Below are 18,134 nucleotides of genomic sequence, written 5' to 3'. Positions count from 1 at the left end.
GGTGGCGGCGGAACGGGCCCGGGCGCCGAGGCGTTCACCTGGTGGCGCTTGTCCATCGCGCGGGCCGACCGGCATGATCGATGGGACCGGGCCGACCAGCCCGCCGATCCGCCCCACCAGCCATTCGCCGAACGGCCTGGCGATCCAACGACGGAGACCCGCTTTCATGAGTTTTGCCGACACACGCCGCTCGAACAGCGAGGAGCGCCGGATCAGCCCGGTGTTCTGGGTGCTGCTGGGCATCCTGGGCACCTCGGGCTGGGCGGTCTGGACCGGCTTCGGCTCGGCGGGCTTCGGCGTCTTCCTCTTCGTGGTCGCCGGCTGGATGGTCTCGCTCTGCCTGCACGAGTACGCGCACGCCAGGACGGCGCTGCACGGCGGGGACATCACGGTCGGCGCCAAGGGCTACCTGACGCTCAACCCGTTCAAGTACGCGAACGCGCTGATGAGCTTCGTGCTGCCGGTGGTCTTCGTGGTGCTGGGCGGGATCGGTCTGCCCGGCGGCGCGGTCTACATCGAGCGGCACCGGATCCACGGGCGGCTCAAGCACAGCCTGGTCTCGGCGGCCGGCCCGCTGGTCAACCTGGCCTGCGCGGTGCTGCTGCTGGCCCCGGTGGGCGCCGGCTGGCTCGACAACCTGCCCGGCACCACGCAGGTCGGCCCGTACGAGGTGAGCGTCTTCCCGGCCGCGATGGCCTTCCTGGGCCTGCTCCAGGTGAGCGCCGCGCTGCTCAACCTGCTGCCGGTGCCGGGCCTGGACGGCTACGGGATCATCGAGCCCTGGCTCTCGCTGAAGACCCGGCGCGCGGTCGAGCCGTTCGCGCCCTACGGGCTGATGGCGGTCTTCATCGTGCTCTGGCAGTCCCAGGTGAACGTCTGGTTCTTCAACCTGGTCTACAACATCATGAGCCTGTTCGGCGTGAAGGGCGGCTACGCGGACCTCGGGCAGTACCTGTTCCGGTTCTGGTCCCACTAGGACAGGCGCTGGCTGCCGGGGAGTCCCGCCTGCGGCTCGCACCGCGGGCGGGTCAGGCCCGCTACTGGCCGGCCCGCTGGGCCAGCTTCTCCTTGCGCAGCAGGTACCAGGCGATGTTGCTGGCCACGCCCGCCAGCAGGACCCAGATCACCCCGAGCCAGTTGCCCTCCAGGAACGAGACCACCGCGGCGGCCAGCGCGAGGACGATGACGATCAGGGCGTACAGGGCGTTGCGGGGCATGGCGGTGGGCTCCAGCGGTCGGCGGTTGTCGCGCCCATTCTCCCGGAAGGCCCGGACCCGCCCCAAGCCGGGTGGGTCCGGGCCTTGCGTGTCGTCACACGAAGTCGGCCGTCAGCCGTCTCAGACGTCGGTGATCCGCAGCCCGGCGTGCGCCTTGTAACGGCGGTTGACCGAGATCAGGTTGGCCACCAGCGACTCCACCTGGTGGGCGTTGCGCAGCCGGCCCGCGAAGATGCCGCGCATGCCCGGGATCCGCTCGGCCAGCGCCTGCACCACGTCGGTGGCGGCGCGCTCGTCGCCCAGGACCAGGACGTCGGTGTCGATGCTGTCGATGGACGGGTCCTGGAGCAGCACCGCGGACAGGTGGTGGAAGGCGGCGGTGACCCGCGAGTCGGGCAGCAGCGCGGCAGCCTGCTGGGCGGCGCTGCCCTCCTCCGGGGTGAGCGCGTAGGCGCCCTGCTTGTCGAAGCCCAGCGGGTTGACGCAGTCCACCACGATCTTGCCGGCCAGGTCGCCGGCCAGGTTCGCCAGCAGCTCGCCGTGCCCCTCCCAGGGCACCGCGACGATCACGATGTCGCTCTCCCGGGCGGTCCGGGCGTTGTCCGCGCCGCGCACCCCGAGGCCGATCTCGGCCGCTGCCAGCTCGGCCCGCTCGGCGCTGCGCGAGCCGATGACCACCTGCTGGCCGGCCTTGGCCAGCCGGTAGGCCAGGCCGCGGCCCTGGTCACCGGTGCCGCCGAGGACGCCGACCACCAGCTCACTGATCTCGGGGCGCTCACGGGCGGGGGTCGGGGCCGGGGCGGGGCCGTTGGCTGAGGCGGGACCGTTCGCTGAATCGAGGGAAGTCATACCGAGGATCCTGCCAAAGCCGCGGGCCCAGCTCCATCCTGTCGCCATGGACGTGACGAGAGTGAGCGCGCTGCGCGAGGTGCTGTCCGGCTCCCCGCTGCTGGACGCGACCAGGGATTTCGCCGGCTCGCTGCGCACCGCGGTGACCAGGCGCAGCGCGCGCGGCCTGCTGCTGGTCGGCAGCACCGGCTACGAGCCGTGGCACCTGGCGGCGCACCTGGGCGAGGAGGCCGCCTGGTCCCAGGTCCCGCAACTGGCACCGACGCTGATCCGCCACCAGGTGCCGCCCGGCGCCGCCGTCCCCGCCCAGCTGCGGCACGACCTGCGGCGCCTCGCCGCGGCCGGGCGCGGCGAGACGGTGCTGGTGGTCAGCCCCGAGGCGGCCGGCGTGGGGCTGCTGGAGCGGGTGCGGGACGCGCGCCGGGGCGGGGCGACGGTGCTCGCGCTGGAGGCCGGTGACCTGGAGCTGGCCGGTCTCGCGCACGAGCGGCTGACGGTGGACAGTCCCGCGGAGCCGGGCTTCGACCTGGTGCAGCACCTGGTCAGCGCGGCTGCCGGGGAGCGGCCCCGCTCACGCCTCGGGGCGCTGGCCGGACTCTCCAGGCTGGCGCGGCAGTTCACCACGGAGCCGGTCAACCGCTGGTGAGCGGGCGCCGGCCGGCGCGCTGAGCGGCCCCGCGCAGGCCGTTAAATGCGTTGCGGCGATCCGGGGAACGCCGGAGCATGGCAGCTCGTGAGTGACGAGAACCCAGCGCGGCCGAGCCTGCTGAGCCGACTGCGCCCGGACCTGACGCCATGGCGCTCCTCACGGGACTTCCGGCTGCTCTGGGGCTCGGGCTGCGTCTCCAGCTTCGGCAGCTTCCTCACCTACGTCGCCGTTCCGCTGCAGATCAAGCAGCTGACCGACTCCTACCTCGCGGTCGGCGCCATCGGCGTGGTCGAGCTGCTGCCGCTGATCGTCTTCGGCCTGTGGGGCGGTGCACTCGCCGACGCGCTGGACCGGCGCAAGCTGGTGCTCGGCGCGGAGGCCGGGCTCGGCCTGCTGAGCGGCCTGCTGCTGCTCAACGCGCTGCTGCCGCACCCGATGCTCTGGCCGATCTACCTGGTCGCCGCGCTGGTCGCGGCGCTGGACGGACTGCAGCGCCCGGCCCTGGACACCCTGGTGCCGCGGATCGTGGCGCACGAGCAGCTGACCTCGGCCTTCGCACTGATCTCGCTTTACCGCAGCGCCAGCACCGTGCTGGGCCCGGCCCTGGCCGGTTTCATCGTCGCCTACAGCGGCCCCGGCACCGCGTACGCGCTGGACGTGCTCAGCTTCGCGGCCTCGCTGCTGCTGCTCGTGCGGATGCGCGCGGTACCGCCGCCCACCGGCGCGGTGAAGCCCTCGGTGGCCGCGGTCATGGCCGGCGTCCGGTACGCCTGGAGCCGTCCCGAGCTGCTCGGCACGTACGTGGTGGACATCGCCGCGATGCTCTTCGCCTTCCCCAACGCGATCTTCCCCTTCCTCGCCGACGACCTGCACGCGCACTGGGCGCTGGGCCTGATGTACGGCGCCTCGGCGGTCGGCTCGCTGATCGTCTCGGCCACCAGCGGCTGGGCCGGCTCGGTGCACCGGCACGGCCGGATGGTGGTGCTGGCCGCGCTCGCCTGGGGCGTGGCGATGACGGGGGCCGGGCTGACCGGCTCCGTCTGGCTGGTGCTGCTCTGCCTGGCCGCGGCCGGCGGCGCGGACATGGTCAGCGGGATGGGCCGCTCCACCCTGTGGAACCAGTCCATCCCCGACGAGCTGCGCGGGCGGCTGGCCGGGGTGGAGCTGCTGAGCTACTCGGTCGGCCCGCAGCTGGGGCAGGTCCGGGCCGGCGGCACGGCCTCGCTGGTCGGGGTGCGCGGCTCGGTCTGGATGGGCGGGCTGGCCTGCGTGCTGAGCGTGGGCGCGCTGGCGGCGGTACTGCCGAAGCTGCTCGCCTACGACGCGCGGACCGACCCGCACGTGGCGGCGGTCCGCGCGGCGCGCGAGCGGACGGTGGACCCGGCCGGGACGGTCGCCGCCGGCTAGGGCCGGTCCGGCCGGGCGGCGACCTGCGCGGCCGTCAGTCCTCGTCGTCCTTGGGGCGGTCGTGCCAGCGCGGGTCGTTCTCCCACTCCGTGTTGCGCTCGCGCGCCGTCTCCATCGCGTGGGCGGCCTCGTCCGGGGAGGCGTACGGGCCCAACCGGTCCTTCGCCGGGCACTCCGGGCCCTCCTCGACCTTCTGGTGCTTGATGCAGTAGAACCACTCGCCCGGCTTGCCGACCGTGCCTCGCTTGAACAGCGCCATCATCGCTCCTCCTGGTCAACGCCCGGGCCGTGGGCGCCCGGGCCTGCCCTCCGGTATACCCGGTTCGGGCCCGGGGCCCCGCGGACCGGGCGATAGACTCGCGGCCATGGCTCACCTCGTTCCCGGTACCCAGTCCCCCACCCGCAAGGTCCCGGCGCACATCGCCCGCCCCGAGTATGTCGGCAAGCCCTATCCGACGCCGTACACCGGGCCCGAGGTGCAGGACGCGGAGACCGTCGAGAAGATGCGGATCGCCGGCCGGATCGCCGCGCAGGCGATGGCGGCCGCCGCCGAGCTGATCGCGCCCGGGGTGACGACCGATCAGCTGGACGCGGTCGCCCACGCGTACATGTGCGACCACGGCGCCTACCCGTCCGACCTCGGCTACCGCGGCTTCCCGAAGTCGATCTGCACCTCGATCAACGAGGTGATCTGCCACGGCATCCCGGACTCGACGGTGCTGCAGGACGGCGACATCGTCAACATCGACGCCACCGCGTACATCCACGGGGTGCACGGCGACCTGAACGCCACCTACCTGTGCGGCGAGGTCGACGAGGAGTCGCGGCTGCTGGTCGAGCGGACCCGTGAGTCACTCGACCGGGCGATCAAGGCGGTCAAGCCGGGGCGCCAGATCAACGTGATCGGCCGGGTGATCGAGTCCTACGCCAAGCGCTTCGACTACGGCGTGGTGCGCGACTTCACCGGTCACGGCATCAACACCTCGTTCCACTCCGGCCTGATCATCCCGCACTACGACAGCGACCGGGCGACCCAGGTGATCAAGCCCGGGATGACCTTCACCATCGAGCCGATGCTCACCCTGGGCACCTACGACTACGAGATCTGGCCGGACGGCTGGACGGTGGTCACCAAGGACCGCAAGCGCACCGCCCAGTTCGAGCACACCCTGCTGGTCACCGCCGACGGCGCGGAGATCCTCACCCTGCCGTAGCGGTGACACCGCTCGGCGCCCCGGGGCCTGGCCCCGGGGCGCCTGGGTCGGTGAGTCAGCCGATCAGCCACTGCTCCTCGGCGACCGCGCCGACCTCGGTGCAGGCGTCGGTGAGCACGTCGAGCACCCGCAGCGGGTCCGGCAGCGGCTGCTCGGGCCCGCGCAGCCAGCGGACCTGCGAGCCGTCGGAGAGTGCGGCCGGCGGCAGCAGGGTGTAGGAGCCCCGGCAGTGCCAGCGCAGACCGGGGTGCTCGGACACGGTGTCCGGGTGGGTGTCCAGCTCGCTCGACCACCACTCGTCCTCGTCCTCGGGGGTGCCCCGGGTGGCCGTGAAGAAGAGGTAGCGCTCCTCGCCGACCGCCGCCACCGGCCCCTCCACGCCCAGCGCGGCGAGCCGCTCCAGCGCCAGGCGCCCGGCTTCGGCGGGGACGTCCAGCACGTCGTGGGCGCGGCCGGTGGCGGTGATGAAGTTGGTCTGCGGATCGCGGGAGAGCCAGCGGGAGAGCTGCTCGGGATCGGTGGTGGCCTGCGACTGCCAGGCGAAGGAGACCGGGTGCTGGGCCGGAGCCGGACAGCCGACCCGGTCGCACGAGCAGCGGTGGCCTGCCGGGTGCGCGGCCGGCGCCAGCGGGAAGCCGGCGTGGACAGCACCGAGCAGCAGATCGAGCCGGGCCGCCGGGGAGGTCGCGCTGCCCGCGGCCGACCGCTCGCGCTGGTGATCGCGCCGTGGCCACCAGGCCGTCCACCTGCTGCTGGCTTCCATCGGGCCCCTCTCGCACGGCTGCGACTGGTGTGCCACAGCGTTCGACGCTCCTACGGACGCAACGCCCGACGCCGCTCGTGACTTCCCGGGATCACCGGAGGCCGTCTGGGCGGCGATCGCCGGCCACGCCGACGCGCACCGTTCGCGGCCCGTTGCGGGCCGGCTGGCCCAGGCCGGGCCCGAGGGCGTACAGAGCAGGATAAGGGAGTTCGGAGGCGTCCCCGACCCGGGGGTGTTTGGGTCCGCAGCCCGGATGATGCGAAGCTGGCCGGATGAGGAGCGCGGATACGGAATTCATCGGCGGGCCGCTGGACGGCCGGGTACTGCCGATCTACCTGAGCCCGTTCAACGCCGTACCCAAGGTGTACAAGGTGCCGGTGCCCGCGCACGACGAGGAGCCGGCCCGGACGCTGGTCTACCTGCGGGCCAAGCGGTACAGCGCCAAGGGGCGCCCGCGCTGGGTCTACGAGTACGCACCGGAGCAGTCCGGGCAGCCGGAGCAGCCGGACGGCGCCGACCACCCCGACCTGCCGGACCGGCCGGAGTAGCCCCCGAGCCGGTCCGGACCGGCGCTCACCCCTCCTCGGCGAGGATCAGGTAGAGCTTCTTGCGGGCCTCGACCAGGACCGCGAGCCCCTTGGCCCGCTGCTCCTCGGTGCCGGTCGCCATCACCTGGCGAATCGCGTGCTCCACCGAGGAGAGCGCCTGGCCGACCTCCTGCACCGCCTCCCAGTCGACGCCGCGCCCGGCCTCCTGCCAGGGCTCCGGCGCCCCGGCCTCGGCCGCCGCGCGACCGGCCTCGGTCAGCGTGAACAGCCGCTTGCCGCCGGACTCCTGAGCCTCGATCAGCCCCTCCTCCTCCAGTAGCTGGAGGGTCGGGTAGACCGAACCCGGGCTGGGCCGCCAGGCCCCGGAGGTGCGCTCACCGATCTCGGTGATCATCTCGTAGCCGTGCATCGGCCGCTCGGTCAGCAGCGCCAGCAGCGAGGCGCGCACATCGCCGCGCCGGGCCCGCCCGCCGTGCCGCCCACCACGCCCGCGGCCGCCGTGGCCACCGCGGAACGGACCGCCGAAGGGCCCGCCGCCGAACGGACCGCCGAAGGGCCCACCGGGCCCGACCGGCGGGCCGTAGGCACCGCGCTGCTCGGCGTACTCACCGGGGATGCGGTCGAACGGACGACCGCCGTCTCGGCGGCCCCGGCCGCCATGTGTCCTCTGCATGCGCATGATGCGCACCACCTTCCATGGATCGACCCCGGAGCGGTCACGAAGAGTCACGCCGCTCACGATGAGTCGCGATCGGATCGCGAGCCACTCTCGTACGATCTCGATGCTTCGACGATATATCGCTAACTATCGCTCGTCAACCATGCCCGAGCGCCCCCGCGGCCGGCAGGGGCCCGTACCGCTGGATCCGGCCACCACCCGGGGGCCGATCGCGGGCGTCCGCGGCAAGGACCCGTCAGCGGGTGGCCGAAACCCGTCGGCCCGCAACAAATCCCTGACACATAGCTCGTACATCAACTAGCGTCATGCCGTCGCCGGCTACCGGCGATCACGGGGGAGACGTGTGCATTCCGGGGGCAGCGGGGGACCTGCGCTGCGCTGATGGCTGCTGCCCGCCCTCGCGGCGCCGGCGACAGCGCTGCCGGGCCGGATCCATCCTGCTCACGTCCCCGAAAGGCTTCTCCCGATGAAGCGTGCACTCAAGAAGATCGGCGCGGTCGCGACCGCGACGGCCGCCGTCCTGATGACGGGTGCTCCGTCCGCCTCCGCGACGGTGGGCCCGGGGGTCAAGATCCCGCTGACGACGGCCACCCCGAACTCCCGCTGCGGCGCGGAGTGGATCGCCTACCAGACCTACCTGAAGTTCCAGTGCGACGGGAACCTGGTCCTCTACCGCACCAGCGACAACCACGCCATGTGGGCCAGCGGCACCTACTACGGCTACATCCCGAACCTGCTCGACTTCGCGCACCAGGGCTACATCTCGCTGTGGTCGGGCAGCGACGAGGTCGCCGAGATCGGCAACATCTCCAACCCGGCACCGAACGGCGTGGTGGCGGTGCAGGACGACGGCAACATGGTCATCTACAACACCGCCGGCCAGCCGGTCTGGCAGACCGGCACGTACAACAACCAGCAGGGCTCCGTGCACGGTCAGGGCGCCTGAGCGCGCGGCCGTACCACGCGGCCGTACGCCTGCGTGGTGCGGCCGCGCCCCGGCTCTCGGCAGCGATCGGATCGGCCGGGACTCGCCGTCCCGAAAAGCCCGGCCGCATCCGCGCCGCCCGCTACGGTGACCGGCATGGCCGGTGAAAAGGATCTCCAGAAGCTGCTCGCGGAACTGCGCCCGGAGTTGAACCCGGGCCGCTTCGTCTACTGCACCTTCCCCGGGCGGGTGCCGGCCGGGCTGCAGCCGGTCGTGACGGTGGCCGAGCCGGAGGGCGTGACGGTCGTGGTGGCGCAGCAGGAGGCCGAGGAGCTGGGCCTGGCGTACGACTACGTGGCGGCCTGGATCACGCTGCGCGTGCATTCCGCACTGGAGGCGGTCGGCCTCACGGCGGCGGTCGCCGGGCGGCTGACCGAGGAGGGGATCAGCTGCAACGTGGTGGCCGGCTTCCACCACGACCACCTCTTCGTGGCCGCCGACGACGCCGACCGCGCGCTGCGCGCACTGGAGCGGCTCACCGCCGGGGCCCGCGCCCAGTACGCGTAGGGCCCGGACTACTGGCGTTGCAGCACGACCACCTGGTCGCGGCTGAAGACCACCTTGTAGGTCGAGCCCGGGTGCAGGGCCGCGCCGTACCCGGGCAGGTCGGTCGGGCCGCCCGCCCAGCCGGCCAGGTCGATGCAGAGGTAGTCGGGGGCCGGCTGCTTGGCGCCGCCGAGCCAGTAGGCGTCGTCGCGCGCCGCCAGCCGGGCCAGCGGTGCCATCGAGGCCTCGACCCGCACGTTCGGCGGGATCTGCGCGATCGCCGCGCGCAGCGCCGCCGCGTGCTCCCCGCCGCTCCAGGCGCCCGGGTCGGCGAGGCCGCCGAGCCCGACCGGCAGACTCACCGTGCAGGCCACCGCGATCCCGAGGCTGGCGGGCACCATGCCCTCGGCGAACCCCTTGAGCACCGAGTGCTCGGCCCGGCGGATCCGGGCGACGGCGTCCACCAGGGCCAGGAAGAGGATCGGCATCAGGGTCGCGTTGTAGTGCCAGTCCGGGCCCCAGAACATCGGGTTGGCGGAGCCGAACCGCCAGGCCAGGGTGGGCAGCGCGAGCACCAGCAGCGGCGAGCGCAGCGCCAGGAAGCCGACGATGCCCAGCAGCCAGCCGACCGTCTTCCACACCGTCAGCCGGGTGAACGGGCCGCTCAGCACCTGCCACAGGTGCGGGTGCTCGCCGCCCGGCAGTTTGGACCAGTAGTCGAACTGGTGGTGCGGGTTGAAGTGCGGGATCAGCAGCAGGATGGTCAGCGCGGTGAAGACCACGCCGAAGACGAGCAGCACGGTGCCGGTGTACCAACGGCGCGCGCGCAGCACCAGCACCACGCCGACCGCCGCGGCCGTCAGCCCGAGGTCCTCCTTGACCAGCACCAGCGGCATCGCCCACCAGGCGGCCCGCTCCCAGTTGCCGAGCAGGATCTGACGGCACACCAGCGCGAGCAGCGGAACGGCGAAGGCGATCTCGTGGAACTCCGCGTCGATCGCGCGCTGCAGGCCCCAGGAGAGGCCGTACGCGGTGCCGATCAGCAGCCCGCGGCTGGTCGAGCCGCCGAGCACCCGGGCGGCGGTGTCCGAGACCACCCCCACCGACCAGGCGAACAGCGCCGCCTGCGCGAGCAGCAGGGTGGCGGCCGAGGGGACCAGCCAGAAGGCGGGCGCGAGCAGCGCCAGGATCGGCGACCAGTGGTCGCCCAGGGCGTTGAACCCCTGCCCCTTTATCGAGACCACCGGAGCGTGCAGGTGCGCGTAGCCCTTGACCACTTCGGTGAAGATGCCGAGGTCCCAGGAGGGCGAGCCGAAGCGCTCGTAGCGCACCAGCGCGAGCAGGCCGTAGCCGATCAGGAAGGCCAGCGCGAGCAGCAGGTGCGGCCGGCTGCCGCCCAGCTTGGCCAGGCCGCCGGCGCGCGCGGCACGCGCCACCCGCACCGCCCGGCCCCAGCTGGGGACGCGCTGGATCGGGATCGCGCTCTCGCGTGTCTCGGCCATGCCGGTGCCTTCCGATTGAATGTACGAAAGAGGCACGCTATCGCGAGCCGGATCGAACGGCACGGTCACGCCAGGAAACAGCCCGCACGTCCACCCCTTGGGGCACGCCCTAGGCTGGATGCATGCCTTCCTCATCGCTGCCCGCAGTGCTCCGGATCGTCTCCCGCTCCTCCCCCATGGCGCTCGCCCAGGTGGAGCGGTTCCGCACCGAACTCGCCGTGCTGCACCCGGGGATCCGCACCGAGGTGGTCCCCGTCAGCACCGCCGGCGACCGCTGGACGGGCGCGCTCTCCGCGCTCGGCGGCAAGGGCGCGTTCACCAAGGAGGTGGACGCCGCGCTGCTCGCGGGCGAGGCGGACGTCGCGGTGCACTGCGTCAAGGACGTGCCCGCCGACCGGCCGCTGCCGGCCGGCACCGTCTTCGCCGCCGTGTTGCGCCGCGACGACCTGCGCGACGCGCTGGTTCACCCCGGCGGCCTGACTCTCGATCAGCTGCCCCCCGGCAGCCGGATCGGCACCTCCTCGGTCCGCCGGGTCGCCCAACTGGCCGTCAGCCACCCCCATCTGAGCTGCGTGCCGATGCGCGGCAACGCCAACAGCCGGCTGGCGAAGCTCGCCGCGGGCGAGGCCGACGCCCTGCTGCTGGCCGCCAGCGGACTCGCCCGGATCGGCGAGGAGCAGCAGATCAGCGAGGTGCTGAGCCTGGAGGCGATGTGCCCGCCGATCGGCGCCGGCGTGCTGGCGCTGCAGTGCCGCGAGGAGGACACCAGCACCATCGAGGCGGTGCGCGCGCTGAACGACGAGGCCACCTGGCGGGAGACCACCGCCGAGCGGATGTTCCTGCACGTGCTCCAGGGCCACTGCAACAGCCCGATCGCCGGCTTCGCGCGCGCCGAGCGGGACGGCCGGCTCTCGCTGCGCGGGCGGGTCTTCTCGCCGGACGGCAAGAGCGTGCTGGACGCCCACGAGTGGGCCGGGCCGCTGGACCCGGCCACCCTGGGGACCTCGGTGGCGGTGGCACTGCTGCGGCAGGGCGCGCGCGAGCTGATCGACAGCATCCCGCACTGAGCGCACCCGGCCGGCCACCCCGTCGCGGTGGACCGGCCGGACAGGGCCTGTCCGGCCGGTGTTCGCCGGACAGGCCCTACTTGAACCAGTGGCGGACGCCGTGGTGCTGCGAGCAGGTGCCCTGGAAGTGCGCGGAGTCGGAGGTGCTGCCGTCGGCGCACTCGGCGGTCTCGCCCGAGTGCGCCGGGGTCAGGCCGAGGTCCCAGCCGCAGTCGCCGGTGGTGTGCGAGGCGCAGCTGCCGGCGGGGGCCTTGGTCTGCGCCGGGGGCTGCGACGTCGGCTCGGCCGCGGGCCCGGTGGGCTCGGCCGGCTTCGTCGGCGGTGCGACCGGGGCGGACGGCCGGCTGGTGGGCGAGTGCGTCGGCTGGTGGCTCGGGGCCGCCGCGGTCGGGGCCGCCGGGCTCGCGCTCGTCGGCGTGGGTGCGGGTGCCGACGAGGCGGGCGCGGGCGCCTGAGCCGTCGTCCGCGTGGCTGCCGCCTGCGGCTTCGCCGTGTCCGTCGCGTCCGGGTCGCACCCCGCCGTCAGCAGCACCGCCGCCACCGCGCCGGCCGCGATCCAGCCGCCGGCCCTGCGCGGACCCTTCGTCCAGTTCCCCACTGGTCCCCCACCCCTCGTACGTTTCTCGGACATCATTGCGTCCGATCTTCATACTTTATTAAGGGGTATCGGCACCACCCTTCACCCGGTCACCGATCGGTCACACCGCGCACCGCCCGCTACTCCCCCTCCCGGCGGTGCTCCTCCGCCGCCTCGGCCACGCCCGCCTCGTGCCCGGCCGCGTAGACCCGGCGCACGAAGTCGGCGGCCTGTTCCTGCGTCAGGTCGCTGGTCAGTGTCATCAGCTCGTCAGTGAATCGGATCAGCCAGTGCTGTCGGTGTGCCATGCCTCCTATGACACAGCGTCAGATGTCCACCGCGCACGCCGACCTCACCCGTTCGGGGGTTCGAGCCCCGTACGCGGCACCGATCCGCGAGACTGACCGCCACCATGCCCCGCGAGGCGCAGCCGACACTCTGGGAACCCTGGGAGCAGCCGATGCCGACCGCCCAGCACCTGCCGATGATTCAGCACATCCAGCAGACGCTGTCCGACTATCTGACCCACCATCCGAGCAGCACGCCGAGTTGGCCCCCGCGCTGGCACTGGCCGCCGAGTTGGCCGCCACCCCCGGCGCCGACCCGGCCGAGCACTTCACGGTCAGCACGGCCGTCCAGGGCCCCGGCGGCGTGGTCCTCTACCTGCACCACCGCGCCCAGGCGGCCTGGCTGCTGCCCGGCGGACACCTGGACACCGCCGACGGCTCGCTGCTCGCCGCCGCCGAGCGCGAGTTGGCCGAGGAGACCGGGATCCGCACGGCGGTGGCGGTCGGGGAGCTGCCGCTGGAGTTCTTCCGGTACGTCAGCCGGCTCACCGGCAGCACGGCCTACCACGCCCGGTTCCGGCACACCGTCGATCCGCTGCCCGACTGCCGGCTCCAGGAGTCGGAGGTGACGGCGGCGCGCTGGATCCCGCTCGCCGAGCTGACCGACCGGCGGCTGCGCGAACGGCTGACCGGGCCCGGCCCGGATGCGGCGGTCGGCCGGGGATCGGCGAGCATGTCCGGATGACCTCCACGTACGCGCACGTCGAACGCGAGCGCCGCTTCCTGCTCGCCGCGCCACCGGACCCCGATGCCGTCACCGCCACCCGCCGGATCACCGACCGCTACCTGGACGGCACCCGGCTGCGGCTGCGCCGGATGGCCTGCGTGGACGACGGCACGGTGGTCCACAAGTTCACCCAGAAGGTGCCCGCCGAACGACCCGGCCCGGTCCAGGGGTTGATCACCAACACGTATCTGACGGCCGCCGAGCACCAGGTGCTCGCCGCCCTCCCCGCGGCGGTCCTGAGCAAGACCCGGCTCAGCGTGCCGCCGCTCGGCATCGACGTCTTCGACCCGCCGCTGCACGGCCTGGTGCTCGCCGAGGCCGAGTTCACCAGCGACGAGGCCGCCGAGGCGTTCCGGCCCCCGGCCGGGGTGGTCGCCGAGGTGACCGCGGACGCGCGCTTCACCGGCGGGCGGCTGGTCCGCACCGAGCGGGCCGAGCTGCTCGGCTGGCTGGCCGGGTACGGGATCGCGGTGCCGGACGGGCGGTAGGGTCGCCCCGCACGGCGACCAACAGGGGCGGGGGCGGATCGCATGGCACGGGTACTGCTGCTGGACGCGGCACCGGGCGAGTTGCTCGGGCGGGAGCTGACCAGGCTGCTCGACCACGGGCTCGCCGTCACGCTCAACCTGCGCCGCATCCCCGCCGCCGAGCGCCCGGCGGTGCGCGCCGCCTGGGGCGGCCGGGTCGGGTTCACCGACTTCGACGCCTTCGACCAGCAGGCGCTGATCGCCGCCACCGTCCAGGACGGGCGAGGGCACGACGCCGTCAAGTCCCGCTCGGGTCCGGCCCTGCGCGCCGCCTTCCTGGCGGCGGCCGCCGACCCGGCGCTGGCGCACCCGCTGCGGGTGATCGGCCGGGCGGGCGCGGGCACCGACCACGTCGACCTGCCCGCCGCCACCGCGCACGGCGTCACCGTGACCCATACGCCCGGCGCCAACGCCGCCGCGGTCGCCGAGTTCGCGCTGGCCCAGCTGCTGACCCTGACCCGTCGGCTGCAGGAGCACAACCGGGCCGCGCACCAAGGGCGCTGGCCGACCGCCGTGGCCCCGGCCGCCGAGCTCTCGGAGCTGACCCTGGGGATCGTCGGCGCCGGACGGATCGGACAGGCGCTCGCCGGGCGGGCCACCGCGCTCGGGATGACCGTGCGGACGCTGGGCCGGGAGGGCGACCCAGGGCCTGCCCTGGCGGCGCTGCTCGCCGCCAGCCAGGTGGTCTCGCTCCACCTGCCGCTGACCGGGCGGACCCGCGGCCTGATCGGCCGGGCCGAGCTGGCGCTGCTGCCGCCCGGGGCGATCCTGCTGAACACCGCGCGCGGCGGCATCGTCGACGAGCAGGCGCTGGCCGAGGCGCTGCGCGATCCGGCGCATCCGCTGGCCGCCGCCGCGGTCGACACCTTCGAGCACGAGCACGCCGCCTTCGCCTCACCGCTCTTCGGCCTGCCGAACGCGCTGCTCACCCCGCACGTGGCGGGGATGACCCGGGGCGCGATGGCCACCGCCGCGCTGCGCTGCGCGGACCAGGTGGCGGCGCTGCTGGCCGGCGCCCGCGCGGGCGTGCCCGTGGCGAACTGAGCCGCGACGGCCGCTGAACGGGCGTCAGCAAGGCGTCAGGAGCGGGGCCATGATCGTTGGGATCTCGTCAAGGGCGGGTGAACCCGGGCTGAACTCCGGTGAGCTGGCGGGGTGCCGAATCCTCCACTGCCCGATGTGCCGTCCCCCACCGGCGGCTATCGCAACGCCCCCACCCAGGACCCGCCGTACAACGGACCGAGCCTTCCGACGCTGCCGAGCCTCGACGGCACCCTGGTCGTCGACTTCGCCCTGATCGGCAAGGCGGGGGCCGACGCGGGCAACGCGGCCGACAGCATGGCCACCGCCTGGACCGCCCTGAGTTCCGCCGCGCTGTTCGGTGCGGCGCCCTGGGGGGACGACGCCGCCCTCGGCCAGGGCTTCGACCAGCAGTTCGCGCAGCCGCGGGACGACCTGCTGAAGGCGATACAGGCGCTGCCCGACACCCTGAAGCACCTCGCCGACGCCCTCGGCGGCGCCCACGCCACGCTCAAGAGCGGCGATGAGCAGAGCAAGGACCTCGCCCGGTCGTTCCTGCCGCCCGGCACCGGAGGCGCATGATGGCGGTCGATGCCCCCCACGCCCACCTGTCACAGGACGTCCAGAACCTGATCATGATCCTGGTGGGCAACCAGTGGCCCACCGGGGACGAGACCTCCCTGCGGACCGAGGCGGCGGCCTGGAGCGCGGCGGGGGCCGCGGTCCGCACCTGCATCCGGGACCTGGCAGACGCCAAGGCCCAGCTCGACCAGGGCCTGACCGGCAGCACCAAGGACGCCTTCGACGCCTATCTCGCCAAGCTCGCCACCGCCGACGACGCCGCGATGCCGCTCATCGCCCAGTGCTGCGACGCCGCCGCCGATGCGCTGGACAACCTGGCGAACGAGATCGAGACGCTGCGGATCGAGATCATCGGCGCGGCGGTGGTCCTCGCCATCCAGTTGGCGATCGATCTCGCGATGTGGATCTTCGGCGGCGCGGCGGCGGCACCCGTGGAGATCGCGATCACCCGGGCCACCGTGCTGGCCTTCCTGCGCAAGGCGATGATCAGCGCGCTGGCCCGGATCGCCGAGTCGGTGCTGGCCCAGGTCGGCTTCGACCTGCTGGCCCAGGTGATCGAACTGGCCCAGGGTCACCGCAAGTCGATCGACGGCAGCGAGCTGAACACGGCGGCCATCAACGGCGCGATCGGCGGCGCGGTCGGCGTCGGCGCCGGATGGCTCGGCAAGGGTCTCGCCAAGGGCCTGGGCAAGGGCCTCGGGAAGGGCTTCACCTCGCTGACCGGCAACGAGGCCGGCAAGTTCGCCAAGGGCGCGGCCGACCTGGTCTGGAACACCGGCTACGGCGCGCTGACCGGGATGGCCGAAGGCGCCGCGCAGGACGCGAGGTGGGGGCTGTCGGGCGACTACGTCTCCGGTGCGGCCAACGGTGCGTTCGGCGGGGCGTGGGGTTCGCGACACGCGGCGATGAACCCCGGGAACAAGTTCTCCCTCTCGCCGGCCGACCACTTCGAGGGCTGGCTGAACGGCAAGCTGGAGGGGCCGCCACCGCCGGCCGGCGGCGGCACCCACGGAGGTGGGGACATCGAGCTCAAGCCGCTGCCGCCACTGCCGCCGCCGGACCTCGACAAGCCGCTCCCGCCGCCACCGATCCCCCGGGCCACCAGGCCCTCGACGTCAGGCGGGCCACAGATCACGGTGCTCGACCCGCCGCCGACCGAGGACGCCCCGCCGACCACCGGTGGCCCTCCCGTGCTGCCGCTCCCGGACTTCGGGCCGGAGCTGCCGACGCACCTGTTCGACCCGACCCCGCCGCCGAGTCCCCGCCCGCATCCGCAGAGCGTCTCGGACTCCGTGCTGGCCGAGCTCAACCCCGGTCCGCACGGCGGCTCCTGAGCTCGTCCCAGGAGATCCCCAGCAGCCGCAGCACCGCCGTCGTGCCCGCGGCGGCGAGGATCACCAGCAGGAACGGCGCCCGGCGCCAGGCCAGCACGCCACCCACCAGCACGCCGAGCGGGCGGGCGAATCCGGCCGGGCCGTGGCCGGCGAAGAGGGAGAAGGTCGCCACCCTGATCTCCGAACACAGCTGACCGGCCCCGCGGCAGCGCGGGGCCGGTCAGGTACGGGGCCGGCGGCGGACCGTCAGGTGACGGGCGCGGTCCAGGCCGCCGACCAGGTCTGCGGACCGACGACGCCGTCCACCTGGAGCCCCTTCTCCTGCTGGAACTGACGGCAGATCGAGTCGCTCTGCTGGCCGTAGTAGCCGTCCACGCCGATCGACCAGCCGCGGTCCGCCATCCGCTGCTGCCAGACCCGGACGTTGTTGTCGTGCAGCAGCGGGTCCTGCAGCCGCAGGTACTCCCCGGGCCAGGCCGGCGCGCTCGGCTGGGGTGCGAACGACAGAGCCCAGGAGCGCAGTTGGTCGGTGCTGTCGAGGTGGCAGTAGTCCTTGTCCGCGTCCCCGGTGTCGTCGTACTGGTGGAAGAGCCAGTTGGCCGTGATCCCCGGCTGACCGGCCGGCACCCCGGCGGTGGCGATCCACAGGAAGTCCTGGAAGAACCCGCTGGTGTCGACGTTCTGCCAGTAGTCCAGGTTGCAGTACAGACCGACCGGGCTGTGCGGCAGCCGCCCCTTGACGTACCGCAGCCAGGTGTCCTTGTAGCTCACCTGCGTGCTCGACGCGACGCCTCTGTTGGCTGCGTCGTAGCCCTCCCAGTCCAGGCAGACCAGCTCGCCCTGCTCCGGCTGCACCAGCGAGAGGAAGTAATCGGCCTCCGTCTGCGGCGAGTCGGCCATGTCGGGGTAGTGGTAGTACCCGACCACGAGCCCCGCCCCGCGCGCGTGGTCGCGCTGCGCGGTCCACTCGGGATTGGTGTAGCTGGTGCCCTGGCTGACCTTGACGAATGCGAAGCTCAGGCCGGTCGTGTCCGGCGTGGCCGACTGGTAGCTTGCCCAGTCCTGACCGTAGATCCCCAACGGACTCCTCCGTCTTCGGCGACCCTGGCCGCCCGGCACCGCGCCCGCGGCGCACTCGCACCGTACGGTTCGCGGCGTCGGCCCGGCTGCTGACGTGGTCTGTATGCCCACCTGTCAGCCCGCCACGCGCGGGCGCACGCTGCCGGTACGCCAACGTCGGAGACCGCCCGTCCTGGCGGAAACGCCCTGTTCTGATCCCTTCCCGTGAATCCGTCTCCCGGGCGGGACCGGATGTCCCGCCCGGGAGACGGATTCAGTGGGCCACCGGGCTCAGCTGTTGTTCGGGCAGCAGTACGGCATGGTCTCCCAGCCGGCACAGAAGGCGCTGTCCCAACACTTGTAGACGCTGGCCCGACCGGGGCTGTATGCGCCACAGGTCGAGTCGGTGATGCACCGGCTGTCCTTCACCCACCAGGTCGCCTCGGCGGTGACCTTCGGGGCCACGGCGTTGGCCATGCGGTCCGCGATGCGCTGAAGAGTACGCATGCGCTCTCCTCTCCTCAGGGACCGCAGGGCGCGGTCCGGTGCTCGGACGCTAGGCGGTCGGTGTCGAGGGATCGTTCGGGTGCTTCTG

The 18,134-nt window shown here is 73.2% G+C and carries 23 protein-coding genes and 1 pseudogene; 13 read left to right on the top strand and 11 right to left on the bottom strand.

Annotated elements, in window-relative coordinates; all coding sequences use genetic code 11:
- Positions 1-166: 166 nt before the first annotated feature.
- The gene (locus OG500_RS27110; RefSeq protein WP_327069476.1) at positions 167-976 is read left to right on the top strand and encodes a site-2 protease family protein; all 810 of its coding nucleotides are present in this window, start codon (positions 167-169) and stop codon (positions 974-976) included.
- A 61-nt stretch (positions 977-1,037) separates the two neighbouring features.
- On the opposite strand, the gene OG500_RS27105 is transcribed toward OG500_RS27110, so the two are convergent.
- Entirely contained in the window at positions 1,038-1,217 is a 180-nt protein-coding gene (locus OG500_RS27105; RefSeq protein WP_327069475.1) for a hypothetical protein, read from the bottom strand.
- Positions 1,218-1,337: 120 nt separating this feature from the next.
- Entirely contained in the window at positions 1,338-2,066 is a 729-nt protein-coding gene (npdG, locus tag OG500_RS27100) for an NADPH-dependent F420 reductase (RefSeq protein ID WP_327069474.1), read from the bottom strand.
- Between the two features lie 46 nt (positions 2,067-2,112).
- Between npdG and OG500_RS27095 the strand changes: the two genes are divergently transcribed.
- The gene (locus OG500_RS27095; protein WP_327069473.1) at positions 2,113-2,712 is read left to right on the top strand and encodes a hypothetical protein; all 600 of its coding nucleotides are present in this window, start codon (positions 2,113-2,115) and stop codon (positions 2,710-2,712) included.
- Positions 2,713-2,799: 87 nt separating this feature from the next.
- Positions 2,800-4,122 (top strand): MFS transporter, encoded by a 1,323-nt coding sequence (locus OG500_RS27090; RefSeq protein ID WP_327069472.1) that lies wholly within the window; start codon positions 2,800-2,802, stop codon positions 4,120-4,122.
- 34 nt (positions 4,123-4,156) lie between these two features.
- Here OG500_RS27090 and OG500_RS27085 read toward each other — a convergent pair whose 3' ends face one another.
- Positions 4,157-4,381 carry a hypothetical protein gene (locus OG500_RS27085; RefSeq protein WP_327069471.1) on the bottom strand — a complete coding sequence of 75 codons (225 nt, stop codon included), beginning with the start codon at positions 4,379-4,381 and terminating at the stop codon, positions 4,157-4,159.
- Positions 4,382-4,487: 106 nt separating this feature from the next.
- On the opposite strand from OG500_RS27085, the gene map reads away from it, so the two are divergent.
- Positions 4,488-5,336: a type I methionyl aminopeptidase gene (gene map, locus OG500_RS27080; RefSeq protein WP_327069470.1), complete on the top strand. Its 849-nt coding sequence runs from the start codon at positions 4,488-4,490 to the stop codon at positions 5,334-5,336.
- Positions 5,337-5,391: 55 nt separating this feature from the next.
- On the opposite strand, the gene OG500_RS27075 is transcribed toward map, so the two are convergent.
- Positions 5,392-6,099 carry a bifunctional DNA primase/polymerase gene (locus OG500_RS27075; RefSeq protein ID WP_327069469.1) on the bottom strand — a complete coding sequence of 236 codons (708 nt, stop codon included), beginning with the start codon at positions 6,097-6,099 and terminating at the stop codon, positions 5,392-5,394.
- 272 nt (positions 6,100-6,371) lie between these two features.
- On the opposite strand from OG500_RS27075, the gene OG500_RS27070 reads away from it, so the two are divergent.
- Positions 6,372-6,647 (top strand): hypothetical protein, encoded by a 276-nt coding sequence (locus OG500_RS27070; RefSeq protein WP_327069468.1) that lies wholly within the window; start codon positions 6,372-6,374, stop codon positions 6,645-6,647.
- A gap of 25 nt (positions 6,648-6,672) precedes the next feature.
- On the opposite strand, the gene OG500_RS27065 is transcribed toward OG500_RS27070, so the two are convergent.
- Positions 6,673-7,320 (bottom strand): PadR family transcriptional regulator, encoded by a 648-nt coding sequence (locus OG500_RS27065; RefSeq protein ID WP_329583976.1) that lies wholly within the window; start codon positions 7,318-7,320, stop codon positions 6,673-6,675.
- Positions 7,321-7,792: 472 nt separating this feature from the next.
- Here OG500_RS27065 and OG500_RS27060 point away from each other — a divergent pair, with 472 nt between their 5' ends.
- Both OG500_RS27060 and OG500_RS27055 read left to right on the top strand, forming a co-directional pair.
- A complete protein-coding gene (locus tag OG500_RS27060; protein WP_329583974.1) occupies positions 7,793-8,272 on the top strand; it encodes a hypothetical protein in 480 nt (159 codons plus the stop codon).
- A gap of 135 nt (positions 8,273-8,407) precedes the next feature.
- The gene (locus tag OG500_RS27055) at positions 8,408-8,818 is read left to right on the top strand and encodes an ACT domain-containing protein (protein ID WP_327069466.1); all 411 of its coding nucleotides are present in this window, start codon (positions 8,408-8,410) and stop codon (positions 8,816-8,818) included.
- Positions 8,819-8,826: 8 nt separating this feature from the next.
- Here OG500_RS27055 and OG500_RS27050 read toward each other — a convergent pair whose 3' ends face one another.
- On the bottom strand, positions 8,827-10,299 hold the full coding sequence (locus OG500_RS27050) for a DUF2079 domain-containing protein (RefSeq protein WP_327069465.1): 1,473 nt from the start codon (positions 10,297-10,299) through the stop codon (positions 8,827-8,829).
- A 122-nt stretch (positions 10,300-10,421) separates the two neighbouring features.
- On the opposite strand from OG500_RS27050, the gene hemC reads away from it, so the two are divergent.
- Positions 10,422-11,366, top strand: coding sequence for a hydroxymethylbilane synthase (gene hemC / locus OG500_RS27045; protein ID WP_327069463.1), 945 nt, complete (start codon positions 10,422-10,424; stop codon positions 11,364-11,366).
- 76 nt (positions 11,367-11,442) lie between these two features.
- Here the strand turns inward: hemC and OG500_RS27040 are convergent, their stop codons facing one another.
- Together OG500_RS27040 and OG500_RS27035 are read right to left on the bottom strand one after the other, a co-directional pair.
- Positions 11,443-11,964 carry a DUF3761 domain-containing protein gene (locus tag OG500_RS27040; protein ID WP_327069462.1) on the bottom strand — a complete coding sequence of 174 codons (522 nt, stop codon included), beginning with the start codon at positions 11,962-11,964 and terminating at the stop codon, positions 11,443-11,445.
- A 119-nt stretch (positions 11,965-12,083) separates the two neighbouring features.
- Positions 12,084-12,251 (bottom strand): hypothetical protein, encoded by a 168-nt coding sequence (locus OG500_RS27035; protein ID WP_327069461.1) that lies wholly within the window; start codon positions 12,249-12,251, stop codon positions 12,084-12,086.
- Between the two features lie 241 nt (positions 12,252-12,492).
- Here OG500_RS27035 and OG500_RS27030 point away from each other — a divergent pair, with 241 nt between their 5' ends.
- The 5 genes from OG500_RS27030 (at position 12,493) to OG500_RS27010 (ending at position 16,480) form a co-directional block, all read left to right on the top strand.
- On the top strand, positions 12,493-12,975 hold the full coding sequence (locus OG500_RS27030) for an NUDIX domain-containing protein (RefSeq protein WP_327069460.1): 483 nt from the start codon (positions 12,493-12,495) through the stop codon (positions 12,973-12,975).
- Positions 12,972-13,505: a hypothetical protein gene (locus OG500_RS27025; RefSeq protein WP_327069459.1), complete on the top strand. Its 534-nt coding sequence runs from the start codon at positions 12,972-12,974 to the stop codon at positions 13,503-13,505. The genes OG500_RS27030 and OG500_RS27025 overlap by 4 nt, the downstream gene beginning before the upstream one ends.
- A 42-nt stretch (positions 13,506-13,547) precedes the next feature.
- A complete protein-coding gene (locus tag OG500_RS27020; RefSeq protein WP_327069458.1) occupies positions 13,548-14,588 on the top strand; it encodes an NAD(P)-dependent oxidoreductase in 1,041 nt (346 codons plus the stop codon).
- Positions 14,589-14,723: 135 nt separating this feature from the next.
- Positions 14,724-15,146, top strand: coding sequence for a hypothetical protein (locus OG500_RS27015; RefSeq protein ID WP_327069457.1), 423 nt, complete (start codon positions 14,724-14,726; stop codon positions 15,144-15,146).
- Positions 15,146-16,480: a WXG100-like domain-containing protein gene (locus tag OG500_RS27010; protein ID WP_327069456.1), complete on the top strand. Its 1,335-nt coding sequence runs from the start codon at positions 15,146-15,148 to the stop codon at positions 16,478-16,480. Before OG500_RS27015 ends, OG500_RS27010 begins: the two co-directional genes overlap by 1 nt.
- Here OG500_RS27010 and OG500_RS27005 read toward each other — a convergent pair.
- The 3 genes and pseudogenes from OG500_RS27005 to OG500_RS26995 form a co-directional block, all read right to left on the bottom strand.
- Positions 16,452-16,652 (bottom strand): annotated as a pseudogene (locus tag OG500_RS27005) (hypothetical protein); the annotation flags it as partial. The gene OG500_RS27010 and the pseudogene OG500_RS27005 sit on opposite strands and share 29 nt — an antisense overlap.
- A gap of 74 nt (positions 16,653-16,726) precedes the next feature.
- Positions 16,727-17,560 carry a GH25 family lysozyme gene (locus OG500_RS27000; protein WP_327069455.1) on the bottom strand — a complete coding sequence of 278 codons (834 nt, stop codon included), beginning with the start codon at positions 17,558-17,560 and terminating at the stop codon, positions 16,727-16,729.
- A gap of 270 nt (positions 17,561-17,830) precedes the next feature.
- Positions 17,831-18,046, bottom strand: coding sequence for a hypothetical protein (locus OG500_RS26995; RefSeq protein WP_327069454.1), 216 nt, complete (start codon positions 18,044-18,046; stop codon positions 17,831-17,833).
- Positions 18,047-18,134 lie beyond the last annotated feature (88 nt).

Origin of the sequence: Kitasatospora sp. NBC_01250 (assembly GCF_036226465.1) — a bacterium.
Lineage (GTDB): Bacteria > Actinomycetota > Actinomycetes > Streptomycetales > Streptomycetaceae > Kitasatospora.
Note: the sequence above shows the minus strand (reverse complement) of the source record. Positions and strands in the feature narration are given on the sequence as shown.

Bases quoted from the DNA above. Each gene is read 5' to 3' on its own strand.
- OG500_RS27110 (WP_327069476.1), top strand. From the start codon at position 167: ATGAGTTTTGCCGACACACGCCGCTCGAACAGCGAGGAGCGCCGGATC.
- OG500_RS27105 (WP_327069475.1), bottom strand. From the start codon at position 1,217: ATGCCCCGCAACGCCCTGTACGCCCTGATCGTCATCGTCCTCGCGCTG.
- npdG (WP_327069474.1), bottom strand. From the start codon at position 2,066: ATGACTTCCCTCGATTCAGCGAACGGTCCCGCCTCAGCCAACGGCCCC.
- OG500_RS27095 (WP_327069473.1), top strand. From the start codon at position 2,113: ATGGACGTGACGAGAGTGAGCGCGCTGCGCGAGGTGCTGTCCGGCTCC.
- OG500_RS27085 (WP_327069471.1), bottom strand. From the start codon at position 4,381: ATGGCGCTGTTCAAGCGAGGCACGGTCGGCAAGCCGGGCGAGTGGTTC.
- map (WP_327069470.1), top strand. From the start codon at position 4,488: ATGGCTCACCTCGTTCCCGGTACCCAGTCCCCCACCCGCAAGGTCCCG.
- OG500_RS27075 (WP_327069469.1), bottom strand. From the start codon at position 6,099: ATGGAAGCCAGCAGCAGGTGGACGGCCTGGTGGCCACGGCGCGATCAC.
- OG500_RS27070 (WP_327069468.1), top strand. From the start codon at position 6,372: ATGAGGAGCGCGGATACGGAATTCATCGGCGGGCCGCTGGACGGCCGG.
- OG500_RS27065 (WP_329583976.1), bottom strand. From the start codon at position 7,320: ATGCAGAGGACACATGGCGGCCGGGGCCGCCGAGACGGCGGTCGTCCG.
- OG500_RS27060 (WP_329583974.1), top strand. From the start codon at position 7,793: ATGAAGCGTGCACTCAAGAAGATCGGCGCGGTCGCGACCGCGACGGCC.
- OG500_RS27055 (WP_327069466.1), top strand. From the start codon at position 8,408: ATGGCCGGTGAAAAGGATCTCCAGAAGCTGCTCGCGGAACTGCGCCCG.
- OG500_RS27050 (WP_327069465.1), bottom strand. From the start codon at position 10,299: ATGGCCGAGACACGCGAGAGCGCGATCCCGATCCAGCGCGTCCCCAGC.
- hemC (WP_327069463.1), top strand. From the start codon at position 10,422: ATGCCTTCCTCATCGCTGCCCGCAGTGCTCCGGATCGTCTCCCGCTCC.
- OG500_RS27035 (WP_327069461.1), bottom strand. From the start codon at position 12,251: ATGGCACACCGACAGCACTGGCTGATCCGATTCACTGACGAGCTGATG.
- OG500_RS27025 (WP_327069459.1), top strand. From the start codon at position 12,972: ATGACCTCCACGTACGCGCACGTCGAACGCGAGCGCCGCTTCCTGCTC.
- OG500_RS27020 (WP_327069458.1), top strand. From the start codon at position 13,548: ATGGCACGGGTACTGCTGCTGGACGCGGCACCGGGCGAGTTGCTCGGG.
- OG500_RS27010 (WP_327069456.1), top strand. From the start codon at position 15,146: ATGGCGGTCGATGCCCCCCACGCCCACCTGTCACAGGACGTCCAGAAC.
- OG500_RS26995 (WP_327069454.1), bottom strand. From the start codon at position 18,046: ATGCGTACTCTTCAGCGCATCGCGGACCGCATGGCCAACGCCGTGGCC.